Genomic DNA, 18,286 nt, shown 5'->3' with positions numbered 1-18,286 from the left:
CGGGCGTACCCCCGTAGGCCACCACCCCGATCGGCAGCGACCTCACCACACCAACGCGGCCCGCAGCAGCCCGGTTGCATCGGTTCGCGGACTTTTTTCGAAACCCTCCGAACACCGCCCGGCCACCTCGCCCCACCCGGCCGTTCCGCTCCCGCGCGGGCCTCAGCCGACCCCGGGATCGGACGCCCGCAGCTGCAGGAACTCCTCTGCCGAGGCCCGGAACGGATCCGACAACCCCGCCGCCGGCGTCACCCCCCGACCACCGCGACGCACCGTCAACACCGCCACCATCGTCCCGCTGATGTGCACCGCCACCTCCTCCGCGTACGCCACCGGCTGCCGCACCCCCAACGACACCACCGCACCGACCTGTTGCTCCACCGTCCAGCCGGCCCCCGAGCTCACACACTCCCCACCCCGCATCAGCCGGGTCGCCTGGTACTCCGCCGCCAACGGAGACCCGAACCGCATCACCACCTGCTGCGCCGATGCCTCCGGGTGACCGGCGTCCACGTACCGCTGCCCCCACAACTGCTCGGCGCCAGCCGTACGGACCAGCCGCGACACACAGCCGTCCGCGAACGAGCCCGCACCAGGGGTTCCGGTCACGCCTCCCGATGGGCTTGCGGCAGGTCCGGAGGGGCTCCCGGACGGACTTCCGCTTTCGGACTGACTTCCACTTCCGGACGGACTGCCGGACGGTGAAGTACCGCCGGTGCCCGCGGAGTTGCCGCCTGCAGGCGAAGCCGGCGCGGTGGGCTGCGCCGGCGAACCGGACGTGGACGGGCCCTCCGCCTGAGGCACCGTCCACGGGCCGTACCCGCCCAGCACGCTCGGCAGCCGCGACGCATCCAGCACCAGCGCCCGCACCGCGGCATCGGCCGACTCCAACGACGCCCACTCCGCCGCCCCGTCCACCGACGGCGGTGCCGACAACCGCGGCTCCGGGAACGGCAGATCCACCGTCGGCCGCGGCGCCGCAGCCGTCGGCGGCACCGGATACCCCGCCACCCCGTGCCCCGTCGGCGCCGGCACCACCGCCGCCACGGACCACAGCACCGCGACGCCCAGCACGCCCGCCACCGCCACCGCACCCGCCCGACGGCGACGACGCCTCATCCCGCGCCGCACCACCTCCGCACTCGGCGGCGCCGACACTCCCAGCACCACCTCGCGCCGCAACCCGTCGAACATCGCGTCCAGCCGCGCCGCGCCGATCGCCGGACGGTCCTCCGCCACCGACCCCGGCGTCTCCACCTCGGGTCTAGACATGCGAATCCGCCACTCGCAGCCGAGCCTCCGTCAACCGCATCGCCACCGGCTCCCCGTCACCCTCGCCGACCCCCGTCAACTCCGCTCTCCCCGCAGCCCGTTCACCCGCGGCAGCCGCCGGAGCCGACCGCAGCGGCGCGACCGTCGACTCCTCCGCGACCGCCGCCGATTCTTCCCCCAGCAGCACCGCCAACGCCTGCCGCCCGCGATGCAACCGCGCCTTGACCGTCCCTACCGGCACCCCTTCGTCCGCGGCGATCTCCGCCACCGAACGACCCCCCATGTGATGCCACACCAGGGCCGAGCGCTGCGCCTCCGGCAGCTTCCGCAGCGCCTCCACCAAGGCCACCGTCTCCGGCCCCGGCCCCGGAACCGGCGAACTCGCGTCCCCATGCCGGATCCAGCTCTGCAACGCCGTCCGCGCCCGCCGCCAGCGACTGATCGCGATCCGCTGCCCCGTCAGCCGGACCCACGCCACCGGGTTCTCGTGCGACACCAGCCGCCCCCAGTGGTTCCACGCCCGGACGAACGCCTCCTGGGCAGCATCCTGCGCCTCACCCAGATCACCCGTCAGCGCATACAAGTGCGCGACCAGTTGACCGTACGCGGCCTCGTAGAACACTCGAAAGTCGTCGCCGCCCCGGCCGGCTCTGCCGCCGGCCCCCTCGCCCTGCTCCACGACCATGACGCCACAGTGTGCCGTGCACCGAGGCACCCGGCAACAGCCTCGGACTTGTTCGCCCGCTGTCCGGGAACGCGAAAAAGCCCCCCGCCGTAAAGGCGAGGGGCTTTCCCTGAATAATTGTTCGGCGGCGTCCTACTCTCCCACAGGGTCCCCCCTGCAGTACCATCGGCGCTGTGAGGCTTAGCTTCCGGGTTCGGAATGTAACCGGGCGTTTCCCTCACGCTATGACCACCGAAACACTATGAAACTGTCGAACCGGAACCCACACACCCCACAAAGTGGGGCGGGGTTCTGTTCGTGGTTTCAGAACCAACACAGTGGACGCGAGCAACTGAGGACAAGCCCTCGGCCTATTAGTACCGGTCAACTCCACCCCTCACAGGGCTTCCATATCCGGCCTATCAACCCAGTCGTCTACTGGGAGCCTTACCCTCTCAAGGAGGTGGGAGTGCTCATCTCGAAGCAGGCTTCCCGCTTAGATGCTTTCAGCGGTTATCCCTCCCGAACGTAGCCAACCAGCCATGCCCTTGGCAGGACAACTGGCACACCAGAGGTTCGTCCGTCCCGGTCCTCTCGTACTAGGGACAGCCCTTCTCAACACTCCTACGCGCACAGCGGATAGGGACCGAACTGTCTCACGACGTTCTAAACCCAGCTCGCGTACCGCTTTAATGGGCGAACAGCCCAACCCTTGGGACCTACTCCAGCCCCAGGATGCGACGAGCCGACATCGAGGTGCCAAACCATCCCGTCGATATGGACTCTTGGGGAAGATCAGCCTGTTATCCCCGGGGTACCTTTTATCCGTTGAGCGACGGCGCTTCCACAAGCCACCGCCGGATCACTAGTCCCTACTTTCGTACCTGCTCGACCCGTCAGTCTCACAGTCAAGCTCCCTTGTGCACTTACACTCAACACCTGATTGCCAACCAGGCTGAGGGAACCTTTGGGCGCCTCCGTTACTCTTTAGGAGGCAACCGCCCCAGTTAAACTACCCACCAGACACTGTCCCTGATCCGGATCACGGACCCAGGTTAGACATCCAGCACGACCAGAGTGGTATTTCAACGGCGACTCCACCATGACTGGCGTCACGGCTTCAAAGTCTCCCACCTATCCTACACAAGCCGAACCGAACACCAATATCAAGCTATAGTAAAGGTCCCGGGGTCTTTCCGTCCTGCTGCGCGAAACGAGCATCTTTACTCGTAATGCAATTTCACCGGGCCTGTGGTTGAGACAGTCGAGAAGTCGTTACGCCATTCGTGCAGGTCGGAACTTACCCGACAAGGAATTTCGCTACCTTAGGATGGTTATAGTTACCACCGCCGTTTACTGGCGCTTAAGTTCTCAGCTTCGCCCGACCGAAATCGGACTAACCGGTCCCCTTAACGTTCCAGCACCGGGCAGGCGTCAGTCCGTATACATCGCCTTACGGCTTCGCACGGACCTGTGTTTTTAGTAAACAGTCGCTTCTCGCTGGTCTCTGCGGCCACCACCAGCTCAAGGAGCAAGTCCCATCACCAGCAATGGCCCCCCTTCTCCCGAAGTTACGGGGGCATTTTGCCGAGTTCCTTAACCACAGTTCACCCGAACGCCTCGGTATTCTCTACCTGACCACCTGAGTCGGTTTGGGGTACGGGCCGCCATGAAACTCGCTAGAGGCTTTTCTCGACAGCATAGGATCATCCACTTCACCACAATCGGCTCGGCATCAGGTCTCAGCCTTGATGTGAGGCGGATTTGCCTACCTCACGGCCTACACCCTTACCCCGGGACTACCACCGCCCGGGCTGGACTACCTTCCTGCGTCACCCCATCGCTCACCTACTACCCCGTTGGGCCACCGGCTCCACCACGTCCCATTGTCCGAAGACTCCGGGCCGGCTTCACGGGCTTAGCATCAAGAGGTTCAGCGTTGGCGCTTCAAAGCGGGTACGGGAATATCAACCCGTTGTCCATCGACTACGCCTGTCGGCCTCGCCTTAGGTCCCGACTTACCCTGGGCAGATCAGCTTGACCCAGGAACCCTTGGTCAATCGGCGCAAGAGTTTCCCACTCTTGTATCGCTACTCATGCCTGCATTCTCACTCGTGAACCGTCCACAACTCGATTCCTCGGCTGCTTCACCCGGCACACGACGCTCCCCTACCCATCACAGCCTCCGTTGGGAGTATTGCTGCAATGACACGACTTCGGTGATGTGCTTGAGCCCCGCTACATTGTCGGCGCGGAATCACTTGACCAGTGAGCTATTACGCACTCTTTCAAGGGTGGCTGCTTCTAAGCCAACCTCCTGGTTGTCTCTGCGACTCCACATCCTTTCCCACTTAGCACACGCTTAGGGACCTTAGTCGGTGTTCTGGGCTGTTTCCCTCTCGACCATGGAGCTTATCCCCCACAGTCTCACTGCCGTGCTCTCACTTACCGGCATTCGGAGTTTGGCTAAGGTCAGTAACCCGGTGAGGCCCATCGCCTATCCAGTGCTCTACCTCCGGCAAGAAACACACGACGCTGCACCTAAATGCATTTCGGGGAGAACCAGCTATCACGGAGTTTGATTGGCCTTTCACCCCTAACCACAGGTCATCCCCCAGGTTTTCAACCCTGGTGGGTTCGGTCCTCCACACGGTCTTACCCGCGCTTCAACCTGCCCATGGCTAGATCACTCCGCTTCGGGTCTTGGGCATGCAACTCAAACGCCCTGTTCGGACTCGCTTTCGCTACGGCTACCCCACACGGGTTAACCTCGCTACACACCGCAAACTCGCAGGCTCATTCTTCAAAAGGCACGCAGTCACAGCCCGAAGGCTGCCCCCACGGCTTGTAGGCACACGGTTTCAGGTACTATTTCACTCCGCTCCCGCGGTACTTTTCACCATTCCCTCACGGTACTATCCGCTATCGGTCACCAGGGAATATTTAGGCTTAGCGGGTGGTCCCGCCAGATTCACACGGGATTTCTCGGGCCCCGTGCTACTTGGGAGAAGCTCAAGCGAGCCGTACAGATTTCGTCTACGGGGGTCTTACCCTCTACGCCGGACCTTTCGCATGTCCTTCGACTACCCATACGGTTTCTGACTCGCCCAGCCGCCGGCAGACGACTGAAGAACTTTCCCACAACCCCAACATGGCAACCCCTGCCGGGTCTCACACCATGCCGGTTTGGCCTCATCCGGTTTCGCTCGCCACTACTCCCGGAATCACGGTTGTTTTCTCTTCCTGCGGGTACTGAGATGTTTCACTTCCCCGCGTTCCCTCCACACTGCCTATGTGTTCAGCAGCGGGTGACAGCCCATGACGACTGCCGGGTTTCCCCATTCGGACACCCCCGGATCAAAGCTCGGTTGACAGCTCCCCGGGGCCTATCGCGGCCTCCCACGTCCTTCATCGGTTCCTGGTGCCAAGGCATCCACCGTGCGCCCTTAAAAACTTGGCCACAGATGCTCGCGTCCACTGTGCAGTTCTCAAACAACGACCAGACACCCAAACTCGGCAACCCTTGCGGGCGCCTCGCATGAGGCCGGCATCCCAGAAGAAACGATCACTCGTTCCCTCAGGACCCAACAACGTGCCCGACACACCCGACTCCGAACCCGCGTTCCACACCCCGAGGGGCAGTACTTGCGGTCATCACCGTGTGTGCCGAATAGTCAACGTTCCACCCATGAGCAACCAATCCGAGACGTTCGCTCGGATCTGGCTATGTGCTCCTTAGAAAGGAGGTGATCCAGCCGCACCTTCCGGTACGGCTACCTTGTTACGACTTCGTCCCAATCGCTGGTCCCACCTTCGACGGCTCCTCCCCTTACGGGTTAGGCCACCGGCTTCGGGTGTTACCGACTTTCGTGACGTGACGGGCGGTGTGTACAAGGCCCGGGAACGTATTCACCGCAGCATGCTGATCTGCGATTACTAGCAACTCCAACTTCATGGGGTCGAGTTGCAGACCCCAATCCGAACTGAGACCGGCTTTTTGGGATTCGCTCCGCCTCACGGCATCGCAGCCCTTTGTACCGGCCATTGTAGCACGTGTGCAGCCCAAGACATAAGGGGCATGATGATTTGACGTCGTCCCCACCTTCCTCCGAGTTGACCCCGGCAGTCTCCTGTGAGTCCCCGACATTACTCGCTGGCAACACAGAACAAGGGTTGCGCTCGTTGCGGGACTTAACCCAACATCTCACGACACGAGCTGACGACAACCATGCACCACCTGTACACCGACCACAAGGGGGCTGATATCTCTACCAGTTTCCGGTGTATGTCAAGCCTTGGTAAGGTTCTTCGCGTTGCGTCGAATTAAGCCACATGCTCCGCTGCTTGTGCGGGCCCCCGTCAATTCCTTTGAGTTTTAGCCTTGCGGCCGTACTCCCCAGGCGGGGAACTTAATGCGTTAGCTGCGGCACCGACGACGTGGAATGTCGCCAACACCTAGTTCCCAACGTTTACGGCGTGGACTACCAGGGTATCTAATCCTGTTCGCTCCCCACGCTTTCGCTCCTCAGCGTCAGTAATGGCCCAGAGATCCGCCTTCGCCACCGGTGTTCCTCCTGATATCTGCGCATTTCACCGCTACACCAGGAATTCCGATCTCCCCTACCACACTCTAGCCTGCCCGTATCGAATGCAGACCCGGGGTTAAGCCCCGGGCTTTCACATCCGACGCGACAGGCCGCCTACGAGCTCTTTACGCCCAATAATTCCGGACAACGCTCGCACCCTACGTATTACCGCGGCTGCTGGCACGTAGTTAGCCGGTGCTTCTTCTGCAGGTACCGTCACTTGCGCTTCTTCCCTGCTGAAAGAGGTTTACAACCCGAAGGCCGTCATCCCTCACGCGGCGTCGCTGCATCAGGCTTTCGCCCATTGTGCAATATTCCCCACTGCTGCCTCCCGTAGGAGTCTGGGCCGTGTCTCAGTCCCAGTGTGGCCGGTCGCCCTCTCAGGCCGGCTACCCGTCGTCGCCTTGGTAGGCCATTACCCCACCAACAAGCTGATAGGCCGCGGGATCATCCTGCACCGCCGGAGCTTTCCACCCACTCCCATGCAGGAGCAGGTCATATCCGGTATTAGACCTCGTTTCCAAGGCTTGTCCCAGAGTGCAGGGCAGATTTCCCACGTGTTACTCACCCGTTCGCCACTGATCCACCCCGAAGGGCTTCACCGTTCGACTTGCATGTGTTAAGCACGCCGCCAGCGTTCGTCCTGAGCCAGGATCAAACTCTCCGTGAATGCTTCCACGAAAGAGCGGCACAGCAACCACCGGAATAAGGCGGCCCTGCGCACTGCGTCCTCGCTAGTGATACTTCATAAAGGAATCTCCAACCGATCCATAAGGACCGGCCGGGGATGTCAACATATCTGGCGTTGACTTTTGGCACGCTGTTGAGTTCTCAAGGAACGGACACTTCCTTCAGGCGGCCTTCCGACCGGCCCTCCGGGCGCTTCGTTCTTTCGTGTTCCCAGCTTATCAGATGTTTTCCGCTCCGTTTTCCGGAGTTTCGATCCGACTTGCTGTTCGTCTTCCCGACCTGACGGCCCGTCCGACGTTTCAAACTCTAGCCGATCCCCGCTCCGAAAAGCGAATCCGCCGCAATCTCCGAAAACGCGCACAGCAAATACGAACGGAGACGCGAAAAAGACGCGACCCGGCACGGATCAACTGGATGGTTCTTGAGGATTGGCCGCCCCGGGACCGTCCACACAGATGCGTGTCCGGTGCTCCCTGCCGAGCGACTAGGTAACACTACGCCGATCGGTGGGCAGGTGCAAATGCCTCTGGACGAACCACCCAGTCGCAGGCCCTTCGGGTGGCCTCCACCTGAGCGGCGTTGGGTTGGTCGTTGCTGTCGATCCGGCGGCGCGCGGTGGGGTGGTCCTGGCCGCCGGCGGTGTGGCGGGCGAGGAGTCGGGCGTCCCGGGTGGTGTGGTCGGCGTCCACGTACCAGAGCTCGCGCAGCAGTGCCCGGGCGTTCGTCCAGGGGGTGGCGGGGGACGCGAGGTAGTTGCCTTCGGTGATGACCAGGCGGGTGCAGGGGCGGATCAGGTGACGGGCGGCGACGGGCTCGTCCAGGGTGCGGTCGAAGTCGGGCGCGTAGATGTCGTGGAAGCGGTCGGTGGCGACGCGCTGGACGAGGGCGAGGTAGCCGAAGGCGTCGAAGGTCTCGGGGGCGCCCTTGCGGGAACGCAGACCGAGACGATCGAGCTGGGCGTTCGAGAGGTGGAAGCCGTCCAGCGGGAGGTAGGCCGCGGTATCGGGGCCCTCGTGGCGGTTGACCTCGTCGATCAGCAGGCGGGCGAGAGTGGACTTCCCGGCCGCGGGCGGGCCGGCCAGGCCGAGGAGTGCTCGGCCGGTTCCACTGCCCGGGCCGCGCAGCAGGCCGAGCGCGCGGGTCACGGCCGCCGCCGCGGGGGCGGGCATGCGTTCGGCGGCCGGTGCGGTGGGAGATGTTCCTACGGCGGAGGTGCCTTCGACGTGCATGGCCCGCCACCCTACGCGTCGGTGGAGGGGGTGAGAACGGGGGCGTCGAGCGTGAGCGTGGCGGCATCGGCGTCGAGCGTGGCGGGGACGCCGAGCGGGACGGTGATGGCGGACGGAGCGTGACCGAAACCGAGTTCCCAGACGACCGGGATTCCGAGGTCGCCGAAGTGGTCGAGCATCACGGCGCGTACGCCGTCGAGCGGCCCGCAGAGGTCCCAGGAGCCGAGGGCCACGCCGGCCACTCCTTTCAGGGCTCCGCTGCGTCGCAGCTGGGTGAGGATGCGGTCGAGCTGGTAGGGCTGCTCATTGATGTCCTCCAGGAGGAGCAGCCCGCCCGCGAAGGACGGTCGGGCACCGGGGGTGCCTCGGTCGGCGGCCAGCAGGGAGGCGCACCCGCCCATCAGGACGCCATGGGCACGGCCGGGAACGAGGGTCGCGGCGTCGGGTCCGCCGAGGACGGTCGTGGTGGCCGGCTCGAACAGGGTGCGGCGCAGGTGTTCCGCGGTCGGGGCGTCAGTGGTGAACACGCCGGCGGCGGACATCGGCCCGTAGAGAGTGGGAGTGCCCAGCTGCTGCGCGACGGCCTCGTGCAGAACGGTGGTGTCGCTGAAGCCGATCAGCAGCTTGGGCGGGGCGGCGCGCATCGCGTCCCAGTCCAGGAGGTCGACCATCCGGTGGACGCCGAAGCCTCCGCGTACACAGAGGACGGCGGCGATGTCGGGGTCCAGCCAGGCGGCTTGCAGGTCGGCGGCGCGGTGAGCATCGGTGCCGGCGAGGTACGGCAGGGTGGGGTGGGTGTCGTGGACGTGCGGGAGGACGACCACCTCCAGGCCCCAGGACCGGAGGATGTCGGTTCCGAGGGCGAGCCGTACGGGGTCGACTGCGCCACTGGGGGCGACGAGGGCGATGCGGTCACCGGGACGGAGCGGGCGCAAGGACATCAGGAGGCTCCTTCATGGTGTGGAGCGCGGGTGGGACCGCGAACGGGGTGCACATGGTCTGTCCGCAGGACGGACGATCTGCCTGCTGACGGTATCCCCCGGTCGTGAACTCACCACCCTGGTGCGATGACTGCCGGCCCATCACCTCTTCCAGTGCTCGGTACCGCGCGGCACCCCGGCTCGTGATCAACGGGATGCCCGACCGTGGCCGGTGTGCGGGTCGTCGCCGCGGACGACCCGCACACCGGCCACGGGATCGGTCAGAAGGTGCCCATCGCGGTGCGGACTTCGGCGAGGGTGCGGTCGGCGATGGCGTTGGCGCGGGCGTTCCCGGTGTGCAGGACCTCTCGGAGCAGGGCGCGGTCGGCGGCCAGCTCGGTGCGCCGGGCGCGCAGCGGGCGGAGGTGTTCGTTGACCGCCTCGGTGGCGGTGCGCTTGAGCCGGGCGGCGCCGCCGGAACCGATCTCCTCGGCGACGGCATGCGGGTCGCGACCCTGGCAGAGGGCGATCAGCAGCACCAGGTTGGAGACGCCGGGGCGGGTCTCGGGGTCGTAGCTGATGTGCCGGTCGTTGTCGGTGACCGCGCCGCGCAGCAGTCGCGCGGTCTCGTCCTCGTCGGCGCCGAGGGTGATGGCGTTGCCCCGGCTCTTGCTCATCTTGCCGGCGTCGGTGCCGAGGAGCAGCGGGGCCTCGGACAGCAGAGCCTGCGGTTCGGGGAACAGCGGGGTGTAGCGGTCGTTGAAGCGGCGGGCGATGGTGCGGGTGATCTCCGGGTGCGGCAGTTGGTCCTGACCGACCGGGACCAGGTCGGCCTTGCAGAACAACAGGTCGGCGGCCTGATGGACGGGGTAGGTGAACATCAGCCCGCTGACCGCCGCCTGCCGGGAGTGGGTGATCTCGTCCTTGACGGTGGGGTTGCGGGAGAGTTCGGCGACGCTGATCAGGCTGAGAAAGGGCAGCATCAGCTGGTTGAGGGCAGGGACGGCGCTGTGGGCGAAGATCGTGGCCCGGTCCGGGTCGACTCCGGCTGCCAGGTAGTCGAGGACCAGGTTCTCGGCGTGCTCGGCGACCCGGTCGGCCCGGTCCCGGTCGGCGATCACCTGGTAGTCGGCGATCACGATCATCAACTCGATGTCCTGGAGCTGGAGTTGGACGCGGTTCTGGAGCGTGCCGAAGTAGTGCCCGAGGTGCAGTGGTCCGGTCGGGCGGTCGCCGGTCAGGACACGGCGGTGGCCTTCGGCGGTGGGGGCGATCAGCGGGTTGGCGGTGCCGGGTGCGGTGTCCGGGACGGTGGTCATGGCGGGAGTTCTCCTCCGGTTTGCGGTGGTGACCGCCCGCCGGGGTGAGCCCGTGTCCGTCGGAGATGCTCGTACCGGGGCCGCCCGTACGGACGGCCCTGGAGTCATGCGAGGGGATCGGCCGTCCTAGGACGGCCACCAGCACAGGCATGACATGAGAGACATGCGTTCACCATAACGCGGTCGCGCGGGTAGGCGGGCGGATTTCGGGCGGGGTGGGAAGGAACCGTCAGGCTGTCCACACACGTCCCTTGGCCCGGCGTGCCCTGGTGGTGCAGGATCGGGCGAGCCGAGAATCCGGAGGGTTTGCAGCCATGACCTCGCTCGACCAGAACGCGCCGAACCGGCCGGCCGCGGATGCCAACAGCCCTGCGGCGAGCGCGGATTCGACAGGCTCCGGTTCGGGGCACGGCTCGACGCCGTCCGGATCGGACCTGGGCGGGCACTCGGACGCCGATACGGACAGCCACAGAGCGCCGAACGGCCGCGGCGGAGCTCCCACCGGCTTGCCGGCAGTGCCCGGGCCTGCACGGGAAGGCGATGCTCTCGCAGCGGCAGGTGCCGATGGCTTGGTGACGGGCAGGGCCGCGGGCACTCCGAGGTCGCCCGGCTGGTCGTCGGGGGCCTGGGGCGCGGGCGCGGTGGCAGGACGGGTCCGGCCACCACGACGGCCGACCCCCTCGCGGCGGCTGAGCCAGGTACGGGCCGTTCCGCCCGCGTCGGCACCGTTCGACGACACAGCGGCGAGCGGGCTGGTCGGCGCCGAGCCGGAGAGCGCACCGATCTCCCCCGTGGGGGTGCCGATGGGCGTGCTGATCGGCGGGTCGCTCGGACCGACCGACAGTGCCGGCCCCGGCGCGGCCCGGACCGCGGAGCGCCGGGTGTCCGCCCAGTTGCTGCGGTTCGGCTCCGGTACCTGCCAGGTGGTGCTGCCGGAGTGGCGGTCGGCCATCGCCGTGTCGGTCCCCACCGAGCAGTTGCAGCGCTCGACCGGGATGAGCCCGGAGGAGTTGCGCTCCGCTCTGCTGTCGGTGGTGATCAACCCGGAGGCCGTGCACGACCGCGAACTGGGGCTGCGCGACTGGCAGGCCGAGGTCCCGGCGGCTCGCGGACGCCGGAGGGGGCGGCGCCAGGTCCGTTGAGCGGTCTCGACCGGCTTCAGCTGCGGGGCAGTTGCGAGTGCAGGTGCGCCGGGGCGGCTGGTGTCGGGCGAGGCGGGTGACGGATGTGGGTGCCCGGGCTGGGCGGCTCCTCTCTGCGGGCTGCCGGAGTTCGGCGCGGCCGGGGCGCGGCGACTCGCCGGACTGGCGTCAACTGCGCTGATGTGTAGTGGCGTTGGGCACGTAGCCGAGGTGGACGGGGGCGATCGGCCCGGCTTCCGCAGTGCGGAGTCCGGCGACCAGGGCCGCCAGGTTCGGCGGCCAGAGCGGATCGGCGTCCGGCGCGGCCAACTCGTCCGGCGTCCACCAGCGCCATCCGAGGATGCCGTCGACGCGGTGGACCGCCGCCACGTCTCCGGGCTCACGTCGCGGACCGCGAGTCAGGAATATGTGCTCGTGCTGACGGACAGGCGTGCCGTGCCAGGTGAAGTCGTGCTCCCAGGTGCAGAGGAGTTCACCGGGCCGGAGGTCGGTCCAGCCGGTCTCCTCGCGCAGCTCACGGAGTGCTCCCTCGGCAGGCGTTTCGCCCGGCTCCAGGCCGCCGCCCGGAGCGTTCCAATGCACCCCGACTTCGGAGTTGTCCGATCGGAACAGGAACACCTCGCCCTCCGGCGAGAGCACCACCGTTCGCGCCGCTCGACGGGGTAGCCGTTCGCCCTTGGACTTCTGACGTCCTGTGATCCATCGCACACGGGAAGCCTGGCAGTGCAAGTGACGGACTGTCGATCGAGTTTTCGGCCGTTGCGACCCGCCCGGCGCGGGAACGTGGAACAGAATGCCTGGTCAACGCAGGGTCAAGGACAGCCTGTCAACCGATCGGTGGATCTAATCTGAGCCGCATGGTCGACCCCACCGTCATCCTCCCCTCGGACCCGCTCCTGCCGCGTCGGACCGACCCGCACTTCGCCTGGGAGGCCGGGCTGATTCGGGGCGCCGGCGGCCGTCCGGCGCTGCTCGACCACGACGCTCTGCTGGCCGGGGACGTCGAGGCTGCCGTCCGGCGCGTCCCCGCCGGGTCGGGCGGGCTCTGGTACCGGGGTTGGATGATTCCCGTCGCCCGCTATGCCGCGCTGGCCGAGGCACTGGTCGACCGCGGCTGCAACCTGCTGACCGGCTCGGGCGAGTACGCCACCGCTCATGAACTGCCCGGCTGGTACCGGACGTTCGAGCCCGTGACACCTGCCAGCAGTTGGCTCCCCGGCCGCTCCTGGGACCGCTCCGCCCTGGCTTCCGCCGCCTCGACCCTGGGCGGGCAGGGACCAGCGATCGTGAAGGACTACGTCAAGTCCCGCAAGCACGAGTGGCACGAGGCCTGTTACGTGCCCGAGTTGGCCGACCTCGAAGCGGTGGAGCGCGTGGCTGCACGCTTCGCCGAACTGCAGGGCGAGTTCCTCGCGGGCGGGCTGGTGCTCCGTCGCTTCGAAGACTTCGCACGGACGGCGGACGGCCGGGCCGAGGAGGCCCGGGTCTGGTGGTTGGACGGCGAGCCCGTGCTGATCGGACCGCACCCCGACTGCCCGCTGAGCCGGGTCGAGCCCGACCTGTCCGCCGTACGCCCGCTGGTGCGGAAGTTGGGGTGCCGCTTCGTCACCACCGACCTGGCGCGACCGGCCCCGGGCACGGGCGACCACAACGGCGGTGCCGAAAGCGGATGGCGGGTGGTGGAGGTCGGGGACGGTCAGGTCAGCGAGCTGCCGTCCGGGGTGGATGCCGAGGTGCTGTTCCGGGCACTGGTGGGTGCTGCGCAGTCCGCGCAGGCCTGAGCAGGCCGGCTCTCGACCGGACGGCTCCCGGACCCGACGAGGCGCCGGGCCCGGGAGCCGTTGTCGGGACGGTCAGCCGAGTACCGGGGCAGGGTGCCCCTCCGCGATGAAGGCCTTCCACAGCTTGGCGTAGGCGCCGTCGCGGTCGAGCAGATCGGTGTGGGTGCCGTCCTCCACTATTCGTCCGTGGTCGAGGACGACGATCCGGTCGGCACGTTCGGCGGTGGTGAGCCGGTGGGCGATGACCAGGGTGGTGCGTCCGCCGCTGAGCCGGTCGGCAGCGTGGTTGACGGCTGCTTCGGTCGCGAGGTCGAGAGCGGCGGTGGCCTCGTCGAGGAGCAGGATGTCGGGGTCGACCAGTTCGGCCCGGGCGAGGGCGATGAGCTGGCGCTGCCCGGCGGAGAGGTTGCGACCGCGGGCGGCGACGGTGTGCCGGTAGCCGCCGGTGAGCCGGGTGATCATGTCGTGTGCGCCGACCGCCTTGGCGGCGGCTTCGACTTCGGCGTCGCTCGCCCCGGGGCGCCCGTAGGCGATGGCGTCGCGGACCGTCCCGGCGAACAGGTACGCCTCCTGCGGGACGACGCCGAGCCGGTGCCGGTAACCCTCCAGGTCGTACCGCGTCAGATCGGTGCCGTCGACCCGAACGGTGCCGCCGGTGGCGTCGTAGAACCGGGCGACCAGCTTGACCAGGGTGGACTTGCCGGCGCCGGTCTCGCCGACCAGCGCGACGGTCTGGCCGGCGGGTATGTGCAGGTCGATGCCGGCGAGCACCTCGGGGTTGCCCTCTCCTCCGCCGTTGTAGGCGAAGCCGACGTTCTCGAAGGTGATCTCACCGCGCAGCGTCTCGACCGGAATGGGCTGTTCGGCCTGGGGCGTGCTGGTCGGGGTGCGCAGCAGCTCACGGATCCGGCCGAGGCCGACGGCAGCCTGCTGGTAGCCGTCGAAGATCTGTGAGAGCTGGTTGACCGGGGCGAAGAACAGGTCGATGTACAGCAGGTACGCGACCAGGGCGCCGATGGTCAGGGTGCCGTGGTCGACCCGGGAGGCGCCGACGATCAGGACCAGGGTGGCGGCGACGCTGGACAGGAACTGCACGAACGGGAAGTACAGCGAGATGTACAGCTGGGCCTTGACCCGGGCGTGCCGGTAGGCGAGGCCGCGCTCGACGAACCGGTCGATGTTGGCGTCCTGGCGACGGAAGGCCTGGACGATCCGCATGCCCGCGACGTTCTCCTGCAGATCGGCGTTGACGGTGCTGATCAGGTCGCGGGAGATCTGGTACTGCTGGGCGGACTTCTTGCGGAACACCAGGGTGGCGATGATCAGCGGCGGCAGCACCGCGAGGACCACCAGGGCGAGACCCGGGTCGATCACGACGAGGGCCACGAAGATCCCGACGAAGGTGAACAGGCTGACGACGGCGGTGACCACGCCGGTCTGCAGGAACGAAGATATGGAGTCCACATCGGTCGTCATGCGGGTCATGATCCGGCCGGCCAGCTCGCGCTCGTAGTAGTCGAGGCCGAGCCGGTTGAGGTGGGCGAAGATCTTCAGCCGCAGGGTGTAGAGGACGCGTTCGCCGGTGCGCCCGGAGACCTTGCTCTCGGTGGCCTGCACCAGCCAGTCGAGCAGGACCACGACGAGTGCCAGCAGAGCGGCGATCGCAACGCCCCCGATGGCGGCCTTGCTGACGCCGTCGTCGATGCCGTGCCGGATCAGCACCGGCAAGGTCAGGCCGGCGGCGGTGTCCAGTGCGACCAGCAGCAGTGCGAGCAGCAGCGGACGGCGGAACGGGGCGAGCAGTCGGGCCAGGTTGAACTTGGCGTCGGCGGTCTCGGCCAGCTCCACGGGGACGTCGGGGGTGTCGTTCGCCGCCGGCAGGGCGGCGACCTGGGCCAGCAACTCGGTGTCGGCGGCGGGCTTCTCCGCGACCGGTGCGGCCTTCTCGGTCTCTGCGGGTTCCTCGTCCTGCTGGGGCTCGGCGGCGGGGGCAGCCAGGGCGTCCGGGTCGGTGATCAGCGACCGGTAGCGCGGACATCGGGCGGTGAGTTCCTCGTGGGTGCCGATGTCGATCAGCCGACCGGCGTCGAGGACGGCGATGCGGTCGGCGAGCTGCAGGGTGGACCGGCGGTGTGCGATCAGCAGGGTGGTACGGCCGGCCATCACGCTGTGCAACGCGTCGTGGATCTCGGCCTCGATCTGCGGGTCGACCGCGGAGGTGGCGTCGTCGAGCAACAGGATGCGCGGGTCGGTGAGGACCGCACGGGCCAGGGCGATGCGCTGGCGCTGGCCGCCGGAGAGGGTGAGGCCCTGCTCGCCGACCTTGGTGTCGTAGCCGCCGGGGAGCTCGCGGATGAAACCGTCGGCCTGGGCGATCCGGGCGGCGGCGAGGATCTGCTCCTCGGTGGCCTCGGGGTGGCCGTAGGAAATATTGGTGCGGACCGTGTCGGAGAACAGGAAGCTCTCCTCCGGCACGATGCCGATGGCGGCGCGCACCGAATCGACAGTGGCTTCGCGGAGGTCCTGTCCGAACAGTCGGACGGCGCCGGAGGTGGGGTCGTAGAAGCGGGGCACCAGCTGGGCGACGGTCGACTTGCCGGAGCCGGACGCACCGACCAGGGCCAGGGTCTCCCCCGGCGCGATCCGCAGGCTGAGACCGTCGAGCACCGGGGCGCCGTCGGGAACGCTGCCCGGCTCGGGGTGCTCCTCGGCCCGGTAGTGGAAGGCGACCCGGTCGAGCTCCAGCGCGGGCGTGCCGGCCGGGGCCGCATCCGGATCGAGGGGCCGGGCGTCCGGGGTCTCGGCGACCAGCGGGCGCTGGTCGATCAGTTGCATGACGCGTTCCACGCCGGCGCGGGTCTGCTGAGCGACGGTGACCACCACGGCGAGCATCCGGACCGGGCCCGTCATCTGCGCGAGGTAGGTGGAGAAGGCGACGAAGGTGCCGAGGGTGACATCGCCCCGGACGGCCAGCCAGCCGCCGAGGGCGAGCACTGCGACCTGCCCGAGCGCGGGAACGGCCTGCATCGCGGGGGTGTAGCGGGCATTCAATCGGATCGAACGGAGCCGAGCGGCGAACAGCCCTCGCGAGACCCGCTCCAGCTTGCCGCGTTCCTGGGCCTCCTGACCGAAGCCCTTGACCACCCGGACGCCGCCGACCGCGGCATCCACCACACCGGCGACCTCCGCGGCCTGCTGCTGGGCTGCCCAGGTCGCCGGGAAGAGGCGCTTGCGGCTGAGGGTGGAAATCCACCACAGGGCCGGGGCCATCACCAGCGCGATCAGGGTGAGCGGCAGCGACAGCCAGAACATGACCACCAACGACATGCCGAACATCAGGGCGTAGCCCGTCATCATCGGCAGCATCGAGAGCAACCCGTTGACCAGTTGCAGGTCCGAGGTGGCGCGCCCGACCACCTGACCGACGTCCAACCGGTCCTGGCGGTGCCCGTCGAGCCTGGTCAGCGAGCGGAACAGGTCGGCGCGCATGTCGTGCTGGACGTCCAGCGCGAGCTGCCCGCCGTAGTAGCGGCGGATCTGTGTACACAGGAACACCGCGGCGGCCGCGACCAGCAGCAGCACTGCCCAGGGGGTGAGCGGGCGGCGGTGCGTGGTGATCACGTCATCGATGATCAGCTTGGTGATGAGCGGGACGATCGCGGTGATCGCCATGCCGACCAGCGACGACCCGAAGGACAGCGACAGGTTGCGACGGTAGCGCCAGCAGTAGCCACCGAGCCGGCGGAGCCAGCCTTGCTCTGGGAAACCATGAGTCTCGGGCATATTTAGTGATGCTAACCATTCGGCCGATTGGGCGTCCATCGGATTCGACGGGCGCATAGGAGGCTGAACGACCCGAGGTCGAGCTTCCTTCCCGTCTACAGCCTGCCCGCGGCACGCGGGGGTGCGCCTCCAACGGTCGGCTGCACCTGGGTCAGCCGATCGTCCTAGGCGGGGGTGCAGCAGACTTCACGCCAGACCCTGGCCCTGCCTGGAAACCTGCAGGTCAGGCAGCCGGGCTCGGCGCCACGACCGCAGCGGCCGCCGCCACGAACGCGCCCTGGGCCAACGCGCGCAGCAGGGCTGCCATCGCTTCGCGGCTCAGTCCGGCCCGCTCGGCGACGAGCTCCGTCGGGGCGGCCTGCGGCGCAGCGCTGTGCGGGGTGGAGTTGAGCAGGCCGAAGACTGCGTGCACGGCGGCGCGGGCGACCGGTTCGGCTTCGGCGGCGGCCAGTGCGGTGAAGGCCTCGCGCACCACCGCGACCCACAGTTCGACGTAACCGCGCTGCAGTCGACGGACCCGGTGGCGGTCCTCCTCCTTGAGGTGGAGCAGCTCGCGGTCGTGCAGGATGATCAGGTCCCGGTCGTCCAGGGCGAAGTCGATGTGGCCGTCGATCAGGGAGTCCAATGCGGCCTGCGGCCCGTCGGCCGCTCCGGCCCGTCGGCGGCCCTCTTCCAGCAGGCGCTCGCTGATGCCGACCAGGAGGTCGGCGAGCATCGCGTCCTTGCCCGCGAAATGCCGGTACAGGCCGGGTCCGCTGATGCCGACCGCCTTACCGATCTCGTCCACGCCGACGCCGAGGAAACCGCGGGCGGCGAACAGCCTGGCGGCCTCCTTCCGGATCTGGTCACGGCGTGGGAGCACGGGGGCGGCAGGGCGGTTGGGCATGCTGCCCATCGTAG

At 67.5% G+C, this 18,286-nt stretch carries 10 protein-coding genes and 3 rRNA genes; 2 read left to right on the top strand and 11 right to left on the bottom strand.

The annotated features are described in order from the left end of the window. Positions 1-162: 162 nt before the first annotated feature. The 8 genes from ACI1MP_RS25005 to trpS form a co-directional block, all read right to left on the bottom strand. Positions 163-1,272 carry a hypothetical protein gene (locus ACI1MP_RS25005; protein ID WP_404869516.1) on the bottom strand — a complete coding sequence of 370 codons (1,110 nt, stop codon included), beginning with the start codon at positions 1,270-1,272 and terminating at the stop codon, positions 163-165. After that, positions 1,265-1,957, bottom strand: a complete 693-nt coding sequence (locus tag ACI1MP_RS25000; protein WP_404869515.1) for a SigE family RNA polymerase sigma factor — start codon at positions 1,955-1,957, stop codon at positions 1,265-1,267. The genes ACI1MP_RS25005 and ACI1MP_RS25000 overlap by 8 nt, the downstream gene beginning before the upstream one ends. A gap of 119 nt (positions 1,958-2,076) precedes the next feature. Then, positions 2,077-2,193 (bottom strand): 5S ribosomal RNA (gene rrf, locus ACI1MP_RS24995). A 97-nt stretch (positions 2,194-2,290) separates the two neighbouring features. Beyond that, positions 2,291-5,396: ribosomal RNA gene (locus tag ACI1MP_RS24990) — 23S ribosomal RNA — on the bottom strand. 279 nt (positions 5,397-5,675) lie between these two features. Continuing rightward, positions 5,676-7,192 (bottom strand): 16S ribosomal RNA (locus tag ACI1MP_RS24985). The 16S, 23S and 5S rRNA genes sit together here, the layout of an rRNA operon. 514 nt (positions 7,193-7,706) lie before the next feature. Next, positions 7,707-8,441: a nucleoside/nucleotide kinase family protein gene (locus ACI1MP_RS24980; RefSeq protein WP_380341517.1), complete on the bottom strand. Its 735-nt coding sequence runs from the start codon at positions 8,439-8,441 to the stop codon at positions 7,707-7,709. An 11-nt stretch (positions 8,442-8,452) separates the two neighbouring features. Next, positions 8,453-9,382, bottom strand: a complete 930-nt coding sequence (locus ACI1MP_RS24975) for an LD-carboxypeptidase (protein WP_380341520.1) — start codon at positions 9,380-9,382, stop codon at positions 8,453-8,455. Positions 9,383-9,642: 260 nt separating this feature from the next. Continuing rightward, positions 9,643-10,680, bottom strand: coding sequence for a tryptophan--tRNA ligase (trpS, locus tag ACI1MP_RS24970; protein ID WP_380341523.1), 1,038 nt, complete (start codon positions 10,678-10,680; stop codon positions 9,643-9,645). Positions 10,681-11,483: 803 nt separating this feature from the next. On the opposite strand from trpS, the gene ACI1MP_RS24965 reads away from it, so the two are divergent. Next, entirely contained in the window at positions 11,484-11,822 is a 339-nt protein-coding gene (locus tag ACI1MP_RS24965; protein ID WP_404869514.1) for a hypothetical protein, read from the top strand. Between the two features lie 168 nt (positions 11,823-11,990). Here ACI1MP_RS24965 and ACI1MP_RS24960 read toward each other — a convergent pair whose 3' ends face one another. Next, entirely contained in the window at positions 11,991-12,530 is a 540-nt protein-coding gene (locus tag ACI1MP_RS24960; protein ID WP_380341529.1) for an NUDIX hydrolase, read from the bottom strand. Positions 12,531-12,679: 149 nt separating this feature from the next. On the opposite strand from ACI1MP_RS24960, the gene ACI1MP_RS24955 reads away from it, so the two are divergent. Next, positions 12,680-13,603 (top strand): ATP-grasp domain-containing protein, encoded by a 924-nt coding sequence (locus tag ACI1MP_RS24955; protein ID WP_380341532.1) that lies wholly within the window; start codon positions 12,680-12,682, stop codon positions 13,601-13,603. 72 nt (positions 13,604-13,675) lie between these two features. Here ACI1MP_RS24955 and ACI1MP_RS24950 read toward each other — a convergent pair whose 3' ends face one another. Both ACI1MP_RS24950 and ACI1MP_RS24945 read right to left on the bottom strand, forming a co-directional pair. Further along, a complete protein-coding gene (locus ACI1MP_RS24950; protein WP_380341535.1) occupies positions 13,676-17,386 on the bottom strand; it encodes an ABC transporter ATP-binding protein in 3,711 nt (1,236 codons plus the stop codon). Between the two features lie 223 nt (positions 17,387-17,609). Continuing rightward, entirely contained in the window at positions 17,610-18,272 is a 663-nt protein-coding gene (locus tag ACI1MP_RS24945; protein WP_404869513.1) for a TetR/AcrR family transcriptional regulator, read from the bottom strand. Positions 18,273-18,286 lie beyond the last annotated feature (14 nt).

Source organism: Kitasatospora griseola (assembly GCF_044999035.1).
Lineage (GTDB): Bacteria > Actinomycetota > Actinomycetes > Streptomycetales > Streptomycetaceae > Kitasatospora > Kitasatospora griseola.
The sequence above is the reverse complement of the archived record's forward strand: the minus strand, read 5'-3'. Positions and strand labels throughout refer to the sequence as shown.